General features: G+C 41.9%; 13 protein-coding genes and 1 pseudogene. 5 read left to right on the plus strand and 9 right to left on the minus strand.

Translation table 11 applies throughout. From position 1 onward, the window contains the following. The 5 genes and pseudogenes from QZZ43_RS13320 to QZZ43_RS13340 all read right to left on the minus strand — a co-directional run. Positions 1-274 (minus strand): annotated as a pseudogene (locus tag QZZ43_RS13320) (acyl-CoA dehydrogenase); the annotation flags it as partial. 67 nt (positions 275-341) lie between these two features. After that, complete coding sequence (locus QZZ43_RS13325; protein WP_291860236.1) at positions 342-1361, minus strand: electron transfer flavoprotein subunit alpha/FixB family protein; 1020 nt, start codon at positions 1359-1361, stop codon at positions 342-344. A gap of 32 nt (positions 1362-1393) precedes the next feature. Next, positions 1394-2266: an electron transfer flavoprotein subunit beta/FixA family protein gene (locus tag QZZ43_RS13330; protein ID WP_291860239.1), complete on the minus strand. Its 873-nt coding sequence runs from the start codon at positions 2264-2266 to the stop codon at positions 1394-1396. A 511-nt stretch (positions 2267-2777) separates the two neighbouring features. Next, positions 2778-6257 carry an AAA domain-containing protein gene (locus QZZ43_RS13335; RefSeq protein WP_291860242.1) on the minus strand — a complete coding sequence of 1160 codons (3480 nt, stop codon included), beginning with the start codon at positions 6255-6257 and terminating at the stop codon, positions 2778-2780. A 394-nt stretch (positions 6258-6651) separates the two neighbouring features. Further along, positions 6652-8850, minus strand: a complete 2199-nt coding sequence (locus tag QZZ43_RS13340; protein WP_291860245.1) for a S9 family peptidase — start codon at positions 8848-8850, stop codon at positions 6652-6654. Between the two features lie 1027 nt (positions 8851-9877). On the opposite strand from QZZ43_RS13340, the gene QZZ43_RS13345 reads away from it, so the two are divergent. Next, positions 9878-10183, plus strand: coding sequence for an RNA-binding protein (locus QZZ43_RS13345; RefSeq protein ID WP_291860248.1), 306 nt, complete (start codon positions 9878-9880; stop codon positions 10181-10183). A 90-nt stretch (positions 10184-10273) separates the two neighbouring features. On the opposite strand, the gene QZZ43_RS13350 is transcribed toward QZZ43_RS13345, so the two are convergent. Beyond that, complete coding sequence (locus QZZ43_RS13350) at positions 10274-10729, minus strand: YhcH/YjgK/YiaL family protein (protein WP_291860250.1); 456 nt, start codon at positions 10727-10729, stop codon at positions 10274-10276. Between the two features lie 654 nt (positions 10730-11383). Between QZZ43_RS13350 and ablA the strand changes: the two genes are divergently transcribed. The 3 genes from ablA to QZZ43_RS13365 all read left to right on the plus strand — a co-directional run bounded on the left by ablA (position 11384) and on the right by QZZ43_RS13365 (position 15098). Further along, positions 11384-12706: a lysine 2,3-aminomutase gene (gene ablA, locus QZZ43_RS13355; RefSeq protein WP_291860253.1), complete on the plus strand. Its 1323-nt coding sequence runs from the start codon at positions 11384-11386 to the stop codon at positions 12704-12706. Further along, complete coding sequence (gene ablB / locus QZZ43_RS13360) at positions 12693-13517, plus strand: putative beta-lysine N-acetyltransferase (protein ID WP_291860258.1); 825 nt, start codon at positions 12693-12695, stop codon at positions 13515-13517. The genes ablA and ablB overlap by 14 nt, the downstream gene beginning before the upstream one ends. Before the next feature lie 180 nt (positions 13518-13697). Continuing rightward, a complete protein-coding gene (locus QZZ43_RS13365) occupies positions 13698-15098 on the plus strand; it encodes a sodium:solute symporter (RefSeq protein WP_291860261.1) in 1401 nt (466 codons plus the stop codon). Positions 15099-15433: 335 nt separating this feature from the next. Here QZZ43_RS13365 and QZZ43_RS13370 read toward each other — a convergent pair whose 3' ends face one another. From QZZ43_RS13370 to QZZ43_RS13380, 3 genes are read right to left on the minus strand one after another with little or no spacing between them, the layout of a single operon-like run. Continuing rightward, positions 15434-15937 carry a MarR family transcriptional regulator gene (locus QZZ43_RS13370; RefSeq protein ID WP_291860263.1) on the minus strand — a complete coding sequence of 168 codons (504 nt, stop codon included), beginning with the start codon at positions 15935-15937 and terminating at the stop codon, positions 15434-15436. 51 nt (positions 15938-15988) lie between these two features. Further along, on the minus strand, positions 15989-16768 hold the full coding sequence (locus tag QZZ43_RS13375) for an MBL fold metallo-hydrolase (protein WP_291860266.1): 780 nt from the start codon (positions 16766-16768) through the stop codon (positions 15989-15991). A gap of 4 nt (positions 16769-16772) precedes the next feature. After that, positions 16773-17441, minus strand: a complete 669-nt coding sequence (locus QZZ43_RS13380; protein WP_291860269.1) for a B3/4 domain-containing protein — start codon at positions 17439-17441, stop codon at positions 16773-16775. Between the two features lie 262 nt (positions 17442-17703). On the opposite strand from QZZ43_RS13380, the gene QZZ43_RS13385 reads away from it, so the two are divergent. Beyond that, positions 17704-18405 carry an HAD family phosphatase gene (locus QZZ43_RS13385; protein ID WP_291860271.1) on the plus strand — a complete coding sequence of 234 codons (702 nt, stop codon included), beginning with the start codon at positions 17704-17706 and terminating at the stop codon, positions 18403-18405. Positions 18406-18429 lie beyond the last annotated feature (24 nt).

Here is an 18429-nt window from a genome sequence, read left to right on the forward strand (position 1 = left end):
GGGTTCCTTTCGCATAAATCACCTCATTATTTTCAATCTTAGGGCCTTCAGCATCAACACTTTCAGCGTTTGGAGCCACAATATCGCCACTAATTTCGCCAACTATTTCCAACACCTTTTCATAGCTGTCCATGGCATCTTCAAAGTCGAGCGGGGCATAATCAAACTTGTCCTTGTCCTCAAAATTATTCTCTTTGAGGGCAACGATCTTTTTCATCAACGGGTGTGTCAGATGAAATTTTAGATCCGGATTATCTGTAAAAAAATTAGCCATTTTTTCTCTTTTATTTATCTGTCCGGGATATCCCAAAACACAAAATACAACATTAGAAAAACTACCTCTACTTGGTATTTTTCTTATACGACTTGATAAGCCTGGGGATAATATCCATCACTTCGCCAGTCAATACATAATCAGCAATTTTGTTGATGGGGGCTCCCGGGTCATTATTAATGGCAATAACCATAGACGATTCCTCCATACCGGCGGTATGCTGAATTTGTCCGGAGATACCACAGGCAATGTAAAGTTTAGGACGTACTGTTACCCCTGTCTGACCCACCTGCCGGTCGTGCTCGGCAAAACCTGCATCTACAGCAGCACGTGAAGCACCTACTTCTCCACCTAAAACCTCAGCCAAATCGTACAAAACAGAGAAATTCTCTTTGGAACCCATTCCATATCCACCTGAAATGATGATAGATGAGTTTTTGATATTAATTCGGTTCTTCTCAATATGACGCTCAATAACCTTTACCACAGTATCCTCGGGTTTCAGAATTGAACCCACATCAATGGTTTTCAATTGACCCTTATGCGTTTTTGAGAACATCTCTTTTTTCATCACGCCTTCCCGAACAGTAGCCATTTGAGGGCGACAATCGGGATTGATAATGGTGGCAACGATGTTACCGCCAAAAGCAGGTCTAATCTGATAAAGCAGGTTTTTATAAATCTTTTTTGCTTTCTTGTCCTCATGATCACCTATTTCAAGAGCTGTACAATCGGCAGTCAGGCCACTCTGCAAGGCTGATGAAACACGGGGACCAAGGTCACGGCCCATAGTCGTTGCCCCTAAAAGAGCAATTTGCGGCTTCTCCTTTTGGAAAAGATCCACAATAATCGATGTAAAAGGAAGGGTAGTAAACGGCTCCAACCGTTTGTCATCCCCCACATGAACCACATCGGCGCCGTAAGGAAAAATCTGCTCCTCAATACCCTTGAGTTTATGGCCCAGGGCAAGGGCCTCCAATTTGCAGCTGAGCTGATTGGCCAGAGACCGACCTTTAGTAAGCAACTCAAGACTTACATCGGCCACCTTGCCATCTTCTATTTCGCAAATAACAAATATATTGTCCATTTCTAAATTCATTTTAAGTTCGTAAGCCGGACCTAACCGATGGTGTGGTTGGCAATCAATTCTTTTACCAACTCCTCAATCTCCTGATCATTGGCTTGTACATGTCTTGATTCCTTGGCCTGAAATACCACATTTTCGATTTGCTTCACTTTGGTGGGCGAACCTGATAATCCAAGCATCCGGAGGTCACTTTCAATATCGTTAACACTCCACTCGGGAATATTGAGATATGGTCGATCGTTGGTCAAATCAATATAGTCTTCTGACTGATTCTGACGCTCAGTAACGGTTTGCGCATGTTTGTATTTCTGTACCAATTTGGCATTACGCGGTCGACAGGAAGCAGCAGAACTGTTTATGGTAACAACTGCAGGCATAGGGCATTCAACTGTTTCCACACCCCGCTCCAAACGTCGCTTCAAGGAAATCTTTCCTTTTTCAGCACTGTAAATCACTTCACCGTAAGTAACCTGGGGAATTCCAAGCTTCTCAGCTACCTGAGGGCCTACCTGGGCGGTATCTCCGTCAATTGCCTGGCGACCTGCAATAATTAAATCGAATTTGCTGATTTTCCTGATGGCACATGAAATAGCATAAGAAGTAGCTAAAGTATCAGAACCAGCGAAAGCACGGTCGGTCAACAAAATTCCATCATTGGCACCGCGAAACAAACCTTCACGAATAACATCGGCTGCACGGCCTGGGCCCATAGTCAGCAATGTAACTGTAGTTCCGGAATATTTATCTTTCAATCTCAGGGCCTGTTCCAACGCATTAAGGTCTTCCGGGTTGAAAATAGCTGCCAGAGCCGCACGATTCACCGTACCGTCAGCTTTCATGGCATCCTTGCCCACATTGCGGGTATCGGGCACCTGCTTGGCAAGAACAATAATTTTTAATCCCATTTTTTATGATGTGTTTAAATTTGATAATATTTCTTTTTAAAAGCACCACAAATATAACAAAACGGCGCAATCTCCAAACACCTCAAAGATTCTGTTATACAAATATTTAAATATTCGAACATCCCAACCCGGCCGGCAGAAAAAGAATAAAATACTGTTAAAAAACGCCCTTTCAAGGAGTTATCATTATATGAAGTAAATTGAGGTTATTAAGTGTAGAAAAAGAAAATAAATTTAGCTGTAGGTGTAATTTAAATCTGGTCTTAATACAATAATTGATTCTTAGAAGAAAGTTGGTTCACTCTCAGCTCGCAATTCGCAGCTCGTAGACCCTAATTGCAAGGCACGTATGCGAATAGAGTTGTCATTCTGAGTGCCTGCCCCAATAAATTTGAGGCATAATGGGTCTGTGACAGATTTGGGAGATTCCTAATAGAGAACCAATTATTATTTATCTGATTTTTTGCTTGTTACAAAAATCTGTCATTGGTAGCTTGCGAGGAATTAACTCTCATCCCTCCACAACAGCCCTGGCTCCCTTTTGATAGTAACCTCCGTTTTTGCGAATGTCGTCAATCAAAGGTCCGTAGATTTCATCATTCCCCAACACTGCTTCATTTCCGGTAATAATTAACTGTTTCCGGGCTCGTGTGAGGGTCACATTAAGTTTGCGGTCCACAACTATAGATACCAGTTCGCCGTTTGATTTATCTTCAATTTGTACCCTGTTCTGGATGAGAAAATCCAATTGAGAAGGCCGGTTCATACAGAAAGAGACTAGTATAAAATCCTTTTGGCTCCCCTGATAACGCTCAACGGTATCTATCTGAATGGTGTCGAAACAACTGAAACCATCTCTCTCCAACTGTTCACGAATTGCGGCAATCTGGTTTCGATAGGGTGTAATAATTCCTACACGGCCCACAATTGCCTCATCACTGCCAAAACCATGAATATCCACCAGTTTCGCCAACACTTTGCTAACAAGGGCAGCCTCCAGTGGATTGTGTTTCTCCGAAATATCACGGACCGAAAAGGTCGAAGGAATAAAAACCATCCGTTTGTTAGCCAGCATTCCGGTCAAATCATCCCCGGCTGAAAATTTATCTGAAACAAGCTTGCCGGTTTGATGAGGCAAGGCAGCCGTTTTCAGCTTATCATTGTAGAAGAATTTATTGGCAAATCCGGACAAATCTGGGTGCATTCGCCCCTGAAATGTTAATTCGCCCCACGCTGATTCCCAATTGTTCTTTTTACACAAAAAGAGCAAGCGTTCAAAGTAGGAGTTGCGACGATCAAAAAGACCAATCTCATTCAATTTCTGATCCATCACCTTCGACTCACCGGGAGATTGCGTTACAACGGCAGGCAACTGGCGCTCATCACCTATCAACACAAATTTCTTCACCCTTCCCAGCAGATGAATGATGTTGGGCTCAAGAATCTGTGAGGCTTCATCAACAATTACAATATCAAACTTTTTTAGCTCAAACAACTCATTTTTTCCAAGGACAGATGACAACGTTCCGGCAAACAGACGCGTCTCTTCAATGAGTTGACGTATCTCGTTGCGGTTTTTCAGCTGCTTTATTTTTTGGTCCAGCAATAAATCCTCATGGAGACGGTCACATCCCAGCGAAGAACCAATGCGTACCATGCTATCGTTTACAATCCCCCGAACCGAAGAACACATCTCATCCACGGCGCGGTTGGTATAACTGACCAACAGAACATTCAGACTGGTTTCATGAATCAGTTCATCCACATACCGTTTCAGGAAAAGGTTGGTTTTTCCGGTTCCGGGTGGTCCCACCAGCAAATAGTAGTCTTTTGCATTCCAGGCTTCAGAAAGTACAGTATTTTGTTCCTGGCGGCTCTCTTCCAGATAATCTGCATTTTTAGATACAAACTCTTTTGTTTGACCTTCCAAGCTTTGTGGAGGGGTCAGGCCCAGCAACAGCTTACGACGAGCCTGGGATAGTTTCAAAAATTCAAATAACCCGGCATGCATCTGTTCAAAATTATTGTCCAGCGAATCATGTTCCAGCACCCAGGAGTCAAAACCGGAAAAATAGTCAAGCGAACTCTGCTTTTGTCGCAACCTTACGGTTACCTCTTCATTACTCAGCGATTGGATGGAACATTTCAGAACCCGGTGTTGCGTAGCAAGAAATTTGTCTTTTACATGTGGATACAACACACAAATATCACCCCGCCGGAAGTTTATGAACTTATTCCCATCTGCCGGCCGCTGAAGAGTGATGCAGGCATCTTCACTGTCGGCATTATTCTCGTTAATGGTAAGATTGCGCAGTTCGTTAAAAACATCCTCATCTGTCAGGTCAGTTTTGTTCCACAAAGCAGACAACCCCTTGGTGTATTCACCATCTCCAACCTTACTCAAAATCTTTTCTCGACTGACAAACGAAGAAAAAGCAAAGAAATATTGCCTTTCGAGCGGCGTTACCCGCTCAAGAATCAACCGCTTAAAATCCAGAAACTTTCCAAAAAACCAGGAAAATCTTTTATCGGCAAGGTTTAAACCGTATTTTTTAACATTAAGACTTCGAACAAATTCTTCACTCAAAGGATATGGTTCTTTATCTCCAGCAAGCCGATACTCCCATGCGACAATTTGATTTCTGACATTGACAATTTCGCGTTCAAAGCTTTTAAAATGCGAGACATAGCGCAACGCCTCTCCACCATTGGTTGCCGCAGAATAGAGCACCGCATTAAAAATCTTTTTCGGATTGTGTCCCAGCACTCTTTGAGCCATCATGTTGTACATACGTACCTGGGCAGCATGGTCTTCAGCAACTACAGAAGGATTATCGGAAGGGAACGGCAGCTTCCCGGATTTTAATTCTATAATTTTCGATTCATAACTCCCACTTTCGCTGGGCGTTTCATCAAACAAGTCCATACGACCCTGCAAACCAAGCTCTGGACTCATCAGGGAAACTTCGAGATTGCTCTTCTGACGGTCGATGGGGCGATGGTCTCCCTTTTGGAAATCACTGTCCACCACCCTCCTCAGGTTGGCAAACTGCCCTTCCAGCTCATCAAAATAGCTTTTATCAATTCCATCGAGTGAAGTATAAGGCAAAGGATAGATGCGAAAAGAATCCATTAACACATTCCGGAATTCTTTATGAGAACCCGGCTGTTCGTTAAGCAACTCATCAAAGAAGAGGTTGGCTACATTTCCTTTATGAATGGCTTTGGAGAGTTTGCGGGTTTCGGAGCGCCCCACAAAAAAGAGCTCAAAAGCTCTGATTTTTCGACCCTGAATATTCTGAAAACATTTGGCAATAGACGTAACATCCAATAAATAATCAGGTTCCAGCACAATAAGTCCGGGTACCACTTTCCCGTCTTCATTACGATGCGTCTCCAAAAATTGCAGCTGTTGTCCGGGCTGTGTTAGTTCCACGGAAGCCGTCAGCTCCTCATTGACTCCATTAATATCATACAACACCACAACCGGAGTGGCTTCTCCCGAAACATCAGGCTGAACAAGCAACTCATGCTTTTCGGTGTCGATATTCAACAACATCGCCCTAAAACCGGCCGGATTGATATGGTAGCTCCCGGTGCTTTCTACACCTAATTCGCGCGACGAATATAAAGAGCTGATTTCTTCAGGAACCTCTACCCCAAAAAAAAGACCATATGACTTTGCTAAAGTTTTAATTCCCCGGTAATATCCCTGTAAATCAGGTTCGTTTTTTTTATGAACTACTTTGTTGGCGAATATCCGGAACTCATGAAGCCGGCTTTTCTGCGGTTTATTAAGCTGTTTTTTGTTACACAGATATTCCAACCGCCCGAAAAGATTGGAAAAAGTGAGGCCATCTTCCCGGGTAAGATATTTACAGCATTGTTCAAGAGAAATACGTTGCCGTCTGACCTTTTCTGCAAGCGAAAGAGTTTGATTTTCTTCTATGGTTAACAAATCGTCGAAGAAACGACGGGCAGGATTATTCATTAGAATAAAATTTGATTTTTAAGACCTGATGGCACTGACGTTTAATTTACACCTAAGTTGAGCGATACGAGTGAAACGAAGTACCACTTTACTTAACGTTAACCCCGATTTAGAAAATGTTGGTTTTTCACCATCTTTATGGTGAAAACCTTACATTTTCTTATTCGATTGAGTGAGAATCGCTCAATTTGGGTTACAGATACAGATTTCTTTCAGATTTGATAAATCAAAGCTAAATGCCCGTTTTGTTATTACAATACTCCGTTAAACTTTTTTAAATACCTGTTAGTGAGCAATTTGCACAATGCGTGATATATATCACAACTCTCTGATAATAAAAACTTTGCGCCATTGCGTCTTTGCGTTTAGACTTTTTTTTAACGAACTATTGTTATTAAAGATTATCAAAAATATACTGACTCATCATTGTATAAAGATGATGACGGGAATTTCCACCATAGATACTGTGATTTCTATTGGGATAAACAAACATATCGAACTGTTTGCCGGCCTGGATCAATTGTTCGGCGTATTCCATGGTATTCTGAAAATGCACATTATCATCGGCACTTCCGTGAATCAGAAACAAACGACCACTTAAATTATCTGCCATATTAATAGGACTGTTATCGTCATAACCGCCCGGATTTTGTTGGGGTTTACGCATAAACCGTTCGGTGTAAATAGTATCATAATATCTCCAGTTGGTCACGGGGGCCACAGCAATCCCAACTTTAAACAGGTCGCTACGACTCAGGCAGATGGAAGACATGTAACCCCCAAAACTCCATCCCCAGATGCCAATACGGGAATCGTCCACATAACTCAACGAACCTAAATACCGCGCTGTCTCAATCTGGTCGTCCGATTCCAGTCGGCCCAGTTTCATATAAGTAGCTTTCTGAAACTCCTCACCACGTGCTCCTGTTCCCCGGCCATCAACCGACACAACCAGATAGCCATTGGAAGCAAGGTATTGCTCCCAGTTGATGCCCCATTTATCCTGTACCTCCTGAGAATTGGGGCCACTGTATTGCGACATTAGCACCGGATATTTATTTTGCTCATCAAAATCCAATGGTTTAATCATATATCCGTTCAGTTGGATACCCTCAGAGGTTTCAAACTGAAAAAACTCTTTCTGAGGAATCGCATAAGCAGCCAGCCGCTCAGCCAATTCGCTGTTGTCATCCACTACACGAACCGGTTTACCATCTGCCTCAAAAACCGATACTACCGGAACATCAGCTGCAGATGACCAGGTATTGACAAAATATTTGAAGTGATTACTGAAATCAGCAGAATTAAAACCGTCATCAGGAGTCAGACGAACAATCTCCTTTCCATCAAAATCAACCGCATATACTTCACGCTTCAGTGGAGATTCTCTAGCAGCCTGAAAATAAAACAACTCTTCATCAGCATCATAGCCGTAATAATCGGTAACATCCCACTCACCTTTAGTCAGTTGTCGTACCTGAATCCCTGCCATTGAATATAAGTAAATATGATTGTAGCCATCGTCTTGCCCCACATAAACAAAATGTTCACCATCGGGAAGAAACTGTATATTGTCCAACACATTTTCGGAAATAAATTTATCTTCACGAACCGTCAATAATACATTGGCAACACCAGATGCAGGATTGGCAACAAAAAGCTCCAGATTGTTTTGCATCCGATTCATTTTAACCACTCCCAGCTTGTCTGGATTAAAACTCCAGCGAAGGCGTGGAACATACACATCATCCATCACCCCAATATCCATAGTTTTGGTGGTTCGGTTTTTCACATTAAAAACATGAACCGACACCTTAGAATTAGCCTCCCCCGCCTTTGGATATTTAAACTTGTATTGTCCGGGATATAAAGCGTACTGCTCACGAATTGGGTGAGAACTCTTATACAAAGGGAAAGAGAATTCTTTCACTTCCGATTCGTCAAACTTCACATAAGCAAGGTCTTCACTATCGGGCGACCATTCGAAAGCCCGGTTGTAACCAAACTCTTCCTCATAAACCCAATCGGGAATCCCATTAATTATCAAATTCTCTTCGCCATCCTCGGTGATAGCACTGGTGGTTCCAAACCGAAGTTTTTTCAGGTAAATATTGTTATTTCGAACATATGCAATTTTGTAACTATCGGGAGAAAATGCAGGCACCTGTTGCTTTCCTTCTTCTTCCAGAGGAACCAGCTCACGGTATTTGCGGTCGTAAACGTAATAATTGGCCAGAAAAGAGTGACGATAAATACGTTCCACATTATTGTGAACCAATATTTTTGTCTCATCAGGACTAAACTCGTACCCGGCAATACGTTCTACTTCAGAAGGATTACGTTTGATGTTTTCAATATCGAAAACAACCTCAACAGCCTCCCCTGTTTTGTAGGAATATTTAACAATCGTTGTACCTCCCTCTTCAAGAGCAGTATAATGAAGACCATCCTGCATCGACCGGAGCCCGTCAATTTTTTCGGCCTTGAAAACACGCTCTTTGGTAAGATCTTCCAGCCTAATTTGCCGGGTCTGAGAAACGGATACCTGTCCAAAGAGTATCGTTGTTAAAAGTAATATTGTGAATTTTTGCATAATAATGAACTATACTTTGCTGTTCGTGATATTTATCTTATTTATTATCTGACTTCCGGCACATGGCCAAAGTTACCGTTTCATCAGCACTTCGTAAAATCCTTACAAACACCTGATAATTGGCTACTTGCAGACCAAGACATTTAAACGGCAACTTTCTCAGTATAAAAGCTTGGCGTCATTGCGTCTCTGCGTTTAAGCTTTTTTTAACGGACTTTTGTTACAATAAACTCATTCAAAAAAACAAAAATAAGGACAATTTGCCATTTAACCTGATTAAACCATGAATCTTCGTAATAGATTATTTATGATTCAAAAGGGTCACGTGGTGGCTCAATGGAAGCAAATTATCCTTTATATTCAACGCGAACAGGTTTCTTTCCGTGAAAAACCACCAATACAAAAAACACAACCATGCAAAGAGCAATGGCTGCCTTAACAGGATTTTGACAACTCCCAAAGAGATCTTTTTAAAGCCCCCTGTAAACGATCCGGCAGTTCCGGATATCACCTACTCAAAAAATATTAACGGATAATTCTTTCCCAGATTGTTTAAACCAAATATCTGAGCAGCCTCTTTGGAATTAATTACAAAGTTGGCACCAAAACTAAAGTCCATTGCAAACGAAACAAATAAGTAGAGAAACGGAGCTAAGTGCAGAATTCATATCAATGGCGTAAAGCTCCCTATCATCATCAAAGAGAGCGGTATCTAAACTTTACCGCCAATATAATCTATTGGAGCCACCCCCGGAACAAACGACCTCAAATATATTATTTATACATTTTTCACATATCATGATAACCAAAAAACAAAAAAAAGGTTGTTTCTTTGCACTCAATAGAATTTTACGTATTGCACTTCTTTTACGCTTCCTCAAACTGAAATGCCTTGCTACACTTCTATTTAAGTTCTTTTTATTTACATTTTATGATAGCACAAAAAAGCGCAAATGCAGAGCTTTCTCCTAGCAGGTCTGAGCAACAGCAATGCTCTGAAGTGTGAATCATCTCAAACATTTTTTTAATGAATCTTTTTGTAGCAAAGTTAAGCGACGCAACAACAAGCGAAGACTTAAACGATTTGTTCGCCGAATATGGCGAAGTAGTATCAGCCAAAGTAATTATGGACAGGGAAACCGGTTCTTCAAAACGCTTTGGTTTTGTTGAAATGAAAGAAGAAGACGCAGCTCAGAAGGCCATCAAAGACCTTAACGAGTGTCTCTTCGACAACAGCCCCATCGTGGTAAAAAAGGCCCGTCCAAAAGGCGAAGGTCGTGAACGTTCATTCGGTGGTGGCGGTAACCGCAGCCAGGGACAACGCAGATACTAAAAAACAATATTAAAAAGGGGTGATTGCAGCACAGCAATCACCCCTTTTTATTTATAATTTAATCTAAAGCATTACAAACAATCGACTTTCTTAATCCACTCTGATTTTCCCAACCAGCTTTTTCACCTTCGAAGGAATACCATCGGTTATCATGGCCTTATGAATTTCTTCCGGGAAAAATATTACAAATCCGCCCTTTGGAAAATTCACTTTCATTCCTGAATCGCCTGTAAACAAGGTACAATCTTTTTCCTTATCGTAGGGAACTTCCACATCCATTTTGTATTCCTCTGCAAATTTAATCAACTCATGTCCTTCCAATATGTAATGAATATCGATGTGCTGTTCGTGAGATTCCCAGACAGCCTCATCTTCCGATAGCGTAGATTGTTGCATGGCATTCACAAAAACATTATTCCCACTCAATTCAACCTTCCCTGGTTTAAAATCAGAAGGATCCAGATTCTCCATATAATCCAGTACAATTTCCATTGCAGGGTGCAACATATAATAGCGTGCTGCATTTTCAAACGTGTCAATAACCATATCTTTTTTTTTACAAAGAAAATACATTACGGGAATACAAACCCAAAAAAACGGTCAATTTTTACAAAATCAATTACTGATGTCTTTTTAACGGACCGAGATTACTTCATTAGGTTGCCCAAGTCAGGTTTTGTAACAAACAACACATCGATCTGGAACAAAAACTAAATATGTCGTAAATTTAATTAAACCAAAATTTGAAACCTATCACTGTTGGCCGAAAAAAATTGAGATTACTTCACTGCGAAAAAAAGAAGCAATCTATTCTTAAAACAAAAGATTCCTCTATTACCAGTGAAAAACTATATGATTCTATACAAACATTAAATCAGACACACAACCATTGACAAAACAATCAATATGGAAATAAAATTAGTTTGCACACAACCAAATGAACGCTTTACGAACCAACAATAGTTTTTACCTAATCTTTACAGCGAAACAACATCAACAACACCCCTTTGTATTACAACAACTTAGCCCAAACAACAGAAACTCACTGACACCAGGGCGGGAATTCATTTTTTTCCCGTTCAAATAATTTGATTATTTTTGTGGCGCAGAAACAATCGATTACCACAATTCATTACAACTCATCAAAGCTGATTCACGAATACTGACCCAATAAACTGATTATTCACCAAACTGAATATTATGGCAATTTTCACAACAAATCAACAAAGAATTGCAACAAAAATTGATTCATCTTCCGAACTGGCTAACTGGCGGGACTGGAAATGGCACCTCAAGCACTCAATAAAAACCATTGAAAAGTTTGAGGAGTTGACGGGAATAAGATTTCCGGAGGATGAAAAAAAACAACTCGAAGAAACCAAAGGGAAATTCCCTCTCAGCATTACACCTTACTACCTTTCCCTGATTAAAAAAGAAAATTTCAGACACGACCCTGTTTACAAACAATCGTTTCTCGACAACCGGGAATTGCATGTTGCCCAGCACGAAATGGGTGACCCCTTGTCGGAAGATACAGATAGTCCGGTTCCGGGAATTACCCACCGCTATCCCGACAGAGTTCTTTTTCATGTCAGTAATGTGTGTGCAATGTACTGTCGCCACTGTACAAGGAAAAGAAAAGTAGGCGATCAGGATTTTGTTCCGGGAAAATCACAAGTTGAAATAGGCCTGGATTACATTCGAAAAACCCCTCAGGTAAGAGACGTACTGCTTTCTGGTGGAGACCCTTTCCTGCTCTCGGACGATTATCTGGACTGGATTCTTACCGAACTGAGAAAGATTGACCACATACAGGTCATTCGTATTGGAACCCGTACACCTGTTGTACTTCCCTATCGAATTACTGATGACCTGGTTAACATGCTCAAGAAGCATCATCCAATCTGGATCAACACCCACTTCAACCACCCCAGGGAAATAACTTCATCATCGAAAGAGGCACTCAGGAAGCTTGCTGATGCAGGTATTCCTCTGGGTAACCAATCAGTATTGCTGGCCGATGTGAACGACTGCCCGAGGATCATGAAAGACCTGGTACACAAGCTGGTTGCCAACCGGGTTCGTCCATACTATATGTATCAGTGCGACCTGTCAGAAGGTCTTTCTCACTTCCGCACTCCTGTAGGTAAAGGAATTGAAATTATCGAAAGTCTGATCGGTCACACCAGCGGTTTTGCTGTTCCGACTTATGTAATTGATGCACCGGGTGGCGGAGGAAAAATTCCGGTAATGCCCAACTACATTATTTCCTGGTCAACGAACAAGGTAATTCTGCGAAACTATGAAGGGGTAATTACTTCCTATCAGGAACCCGACAATTACCAGCAGACCACTTGTGACCGAAATTGTGACAATTGCAATCTTGAACTGGACTTACAAGAGGGTTACGAAGACAATGCCATTGGAATAGAAAAATTACTGTCTGATTACGACGATGCCATATCACTGGTGCCGGAAGACAACGAACGAATTCAAAGAAGGGACGATAATGGACAAGACTGAGAAACTCGGACAATCGACCATACAGCATGGGCCCGAGAGCAACAGGGTTTATCTCATGCACCTGTGGCCATCCGACTTTCCCGGAATTATTGATAAGCTGGACACTTTGGCAAAGAATAATGGTTATACCAAACTCTTTGTCAAAGTCCCCTCCAGATACGGAGCTGCTTTTCGAATGGCCGGATATGAAACAGAAGCGCTGGTGCCGGGATTTTTCAATGGCGCCGAAGATGCACTTTTTCTGGTTAAATATCAGGATGCTAAAAGGAGAAAGCCCAACACGGATGAGATGAAAGTATTTCAGGAACTTCTGCTGTCAGAGGTGAACAATGAAATTCCCGGATTGGATGACTCCCATATTTTGAGACTGTTGACACCTGAAGACACCAAAGAAATGGTCGGGGTTTTTGCCCAGGTATTTGACAGTTATCCGTTTCCAATTTTCGACACAGAATTTCTAAAAAAGGAAATGAGTGAAGAAACCCGCTATTTTGGTGTGTTTCAGGATGGAAATTTGGTAGGCATTAGTTCTGCAGAATGCAACGACTCTCTCAGAAATGCCGAGATGACAGACTTTGCAGTACTTCCCACCCAACGCGGAAAAAAAATTGCGATACATCTGTTAAGGGCTATGGAAAACCATCTGAAAGACAATGGATTTAAGTCATTTTACACCATTGCGCGACTAAAATCCCCATCCATGAACAAAACATTTATGAACAACGGCTATCGTTATACCGGAACTTTAGTTAACAACACCCACATTGCCGGACAGATTGAAAGTATGAATGTCTGGTATAAAACAGTATAGCGGTTGGCGGTTGGCTCATAGCTCTTGGCTCGAATTCAACAATAATTATGCACGTTAAGGGGATATTGGCAAGGTATCAGAGCTCAAACCCTGAAAAAAATTCAAACAGTTTCTATATAACTATGAAAAAACTTCAGCTTTCCAAGAGGGATGCTGACGTTTTTTTTAAATAGAACCACTATGCATTTAGTCGATTTCATCATCATATTTGTTTACATCATCGCCATGCTCATGGTAGGACTTTGGTTTCACAGAAAAAACCAGAGTTCTGAAGACTATTTTGTTGGAGGACGAAAAATGACACGCTGGCACCTCGGATTGTCTGTGGTGGCCACTGATGTGGGTGGTGGTTTTTCAATTGGTCTGGGAGGCCTTGGTTTCGCAATGGGTTTATCGGGTTCGTGGATTCTCTTCACCGGACTAATTGGTGCCTGGCTCACAGCTGCAGTTTTGATTCCGCGAGTTTACCAGATTGCTTTTACCAGCAAATTCCAGACGTTCCCTGAAATGCTAAGCCATCATTACGGAAGCAGGGTAGCATTCTGGGCCGGTATCATCAGTGCCATCGGCTATCTGGGATTTACCAGTAGCCAAATTCTTGCAGGTGCAAAATTGACCTCAGGAACCATCGACGGACTGAGTGTAAACAATGCCGCCCTGATTATGGGAATCATTGCCGTGGTTTACACAGCCCTGGGCGGAATAAAAGCTGTTATCTATACCGATACCATTCAATGGACAATATTGCTGTCGGGTCTAATTTTTGTGGGAGTACCATTTGCTGTTCACAGCATCGGAGGGCTCGACGTACTGCGGGCTTCTGTGGATAAGGAAATGCTTTCACTAACCAATATTAAAGGTTCGGTTCTTATCAACTGGGCCTTTTCCATTATCCCCATCTGGTTTATCGGAATGACCCTTTATCAAAGGATTTATGCAGCATCTTCACGAAAAGAAGCACAGCGCGCCTGGTTCCTGGCCGGCTTGTTTGAATATCCGGTAATGGCATTTCTGGGTGTTTTTCTTGGGTTGATGGCCAAAGTTGCCATTGACCAGGGGGTCGTGCCGGCTGAAGCCGCCATAGGTATAGACAGTGAAACGGCCATGCCGATGATGCTTAAATACATTCTGCCCACCGGAGCCTTAGGAATAATCCTGGCCGCATATTTTTCTGCCATTCTATCCACAGCAGATAGTTGTCTGATGGCATCCTCCGGAAATTTTGTAACGGATATTTTCAAAATCAAAAAAAACGGAAACACACTTAAAGCATCTCAGATAATGACATTTGTTCTGGGAGCCCTGGCTCTTGTTCTGGCATTGTTCATGCCAAGTGTGCTGGATTTAATGTTACTGTCTTACTCCTTTATGGTCAGCGGACTACTGGCTCCGGTTATCGGATTTATATTCTTTAAATCACCAAAGCCGCAGGCAGGGCTGTCATCAATGGCTGCGGGAGCTGCAGTATTTGCTTTTTTTCATTTCTCGACAATCGAACTGCCCTATGGATTTGACCCGGTAGTTCCGGGCGTTTTGGCTTCAGTATTTACGCTGATTGTGGTCCAAAAATCCATTAAGTAAAAGATTAACTACTTTTAAGTTCAGATTTTGGCTGGCAAAAAACATGCTTTCCTTTATTTCAAAAGAATATTCATTACAAATTATTGCTGCGCAATTATTTCTCTGGTCCACGATTTTACGAATTTCACGAATTCTGGCAGGCAAGCGGCAGAGCCGAGCGGAAAAGCTATCACACAGCTTCTTTGAAAACGGCAAAGCCGTTTTATGTCGCACTAAGATGGACGATTAAAATTCATAGATGCCAAGTAAGAAATGGCGTTAGCCATTGTTTCAAAAAAGAAGAATTCAATTTCAGGATGTGATTTTCGTGGCAGCAGAATAAAATTCGGGAAACCTTATTCAGGAGCAATATCCGACTCAAAGTCACCGGATATCAAAGGCATTTCATCAACGCTGCTGTTTTCAATTTCCAGCATCTCTATCAGCAAATCCAACGCACTCCCTATCCTGTCGAGTTCATCAACCGATAAACCTTTCAGCTTTTCGTCCAGTCGCTGCTGCAACAAATCGGGTGTACGCTCCAACAAGGTGTCCCCCGAGGATGTCAATGCAATATGCATAACCCTTTTATCACCCGACTTGGGCAAACGGGCCAGAAAACCTTTCTTTTCCAGGCGACCAATAATACCGGTCACAGTGCTGGAGTTCAGATTTAGATGGTCTCGAATAGAGCGCTGAGTCGCCCGATACCCCGGAGAAGCTTTTAAATATTCAAGACACAGAATCTGGGGAATACTGACGCCAAAATCCTTTTGAACTTTTTTGGATTCAAGATTGATAGACCGTACTATACGTCGAATTTTTATTAAAATCTTTTTGTAATCCATTTTACTACTCAACAGTTAATTTTAAAAATTGCTGACAAAGAAAATCAAGTTCGTACTCTTTTATCAGACTACAACAATTTTTTTCTCCAAACGGAAAACCTCGGCCGCAGCATAACGGTTCGTAAGCCTGACATCAAAACGATCTGCCAATGCCTGAAAAGCCGCGAGTGCCATTTGAGGGGTGTTGTTTTCGGCCGATAAATGCGACAGAAAAACCACCTCCAGATTTTCTCCTCCCGAAGATTTCAAAAGTTCCACTGCCTGAGAATTAGAGAGATGTCCCACATCTGAAGCCACCCGATTTTTCAAATGCACTGGATATGGTCCGTTCCACAACATATCCTCATCATAGTTTGATTCCAGAAAAATAGCCTGACAGGCGGAAAAATGCTGAATCACATTTTCACAGGGAGAACCAATATCAGTCATAACACCAATACTCATTCCGTCATGCTCTATTCTGAAACTGCAGGGTTCTGCAGCATCATGCTGTTTAAGAAATGTATGTATGCTAAATCCTCCAATTTCAATACTGTCTCCGGGAAAAAAGTGCTTAATCATTGCCGGTCGGTTTGGTCCCCAGCTTTTCGCAAGTGCCTTTGCAGTAATATAAACCGGCACCTCCAACTGCTTACTCAACACGCGGACTCCCCGAAAATGGTCAGCATGCTCGTGCGAGATAAAAATACCTTTTATTTTTGAAGCATCCAGTCCTTTCTCATTCATTCGTTCCAACACCTGACGACGGCTAATTCCGGCATCTACCAATATCGCTTCACTGTCATTACCTATGTAGTAGCAGTTTCCGTTACTGCCGGATGCCAAAGCACAAATTTCAATCATTTCTCTACTTTAATATTATTTGTGGAGATGAATTTCCAACATATTGCCTCAATGCCTCTGAGAGCATTTCAGTAGCTCGTTCCAACCCTTCTTTATCTCCATCGAAAGAGGGAATAATCATAAGCACACTTTGAGTTTCTGAATCAATAAGAGTCCGGGCAGAATCACTGGTGGGGGATCCAAATGCACCAGTTGAATCCCTGAAAACCGGCAGGTTTTCAATATTGAGGTCTCCCCGTCCTATTCCCTCGTATGGTTCTCCCGCTTTGCCCTTACCCAGCGAAACATCTCCATTAATACGGCTTAGGTCGTATCCGCAAATCGAAAACCCTGTCTTCACAGAAACCAGATTCAGACAATCCACCACATTATTGACGTGATACAAACCTTTGCCTTTACTCACCCTCCGAAGCAAAGACTCCGCAGCTGGCCGGTATCGGTTCGGGTCTTTTCCCAACGCTCTGTAAGATTGCTTTAATGCCTTAACCGGTGGCAGTTCCCTTATTGTTTCAGCATCAAGCTGAGTGGACAACAAGTCAATTTCATTCTTCATCTTTTGAACCAATTCTTCGCTCGCTTCTTCAACGATTACAGAAGAAAGTAAACAACCCAATTTCAAGTCGGAAAAAACTTCAGATATTTCCGGAAGAAAATTTATTTGAGGGAATTCCATTATACTAAATTGTTTTAACAACTCTCAGCCAATTAAAACATTCGGCCCTTGTGCTCTTGCGTTTAAGCTTTTCGTTAAACGGACTGTTGATTTTTAGGATTGTGCTAAAATACCAAATTTTCATGAATCGGCCTCAATTCTTAAGGATTGGATTTGGCCTGATTTATTCACAAATAATCTCCTCAATATGATTCATGAATAAATGGGGTTAGAGGCAGTCGGGATAATTGCTATTTTTGCAACTTAGAACTTTAATATGACTATGACAAACTTGATACCTCAAAAGATAAAAGCTGTGCTTTTTGACATGGATGGCGTGCTATATGACAGTATGAAGCACCATGCCGAAACCTGGATTGAAGCCTTCAAAAAATTCGATATCGACTTTCCCCGAAAAGAAGCCTATTTAAACGAAGGCAGCACCGGAGATTTCACAATCAGAAAAGCTATTAAACAGATTTGCAACAGAGAAGCCACCCCTGAAGAGATAGAAGGCATCTACGAAGAGAAAACCAGGCTCATGCATCTGCGCCCCAAAGCAGATAAGATTCCAGGGATGCAAACGCTCATGAACAAAATAAGAGAAGCAGGTAAGAAGATTGTTGTTGTCACCGGAAGCAAGCAACCCATATTGCTTGAAAGGCTGCAGAAAGATTTCGGCGTCCATCCCGATGATGTGGTATCGGGTTACGATGTTACGCATGGCAAACCTCACCCCGAACCATACCTCATGGGATTGAAAAAAGCAGATATACCGGTCGAAGAAACCATCGTCATTGAAAATGCACCACTGGGAGTGGAATCAGCAATCGATGCAGGGATTTTCACCATTGCCATTAATACAGGCCCCCTGGAAAAGCAGGTTTTGTTTGATGCAGGTGCGAGCGAGGTTTTCGATACAGCAGAAGAGATTGATGAGTTTTTAGAAAAAATATCAGTAGTGTCCGACAAAAAAAGCGTTTAACTTTTTGCGCTCAAGCCGCGCGGG

It is taken from the genome of Marinilabilia sp. (assembly GCF_016278715.1).
In the GTDB taxonomy this organism is placed as follows: domain Bacteria; phylum Bacteroidota; class Bacteroidia; order Bacteroidales; family Marinilabiliaceae; genus Marinilabilia.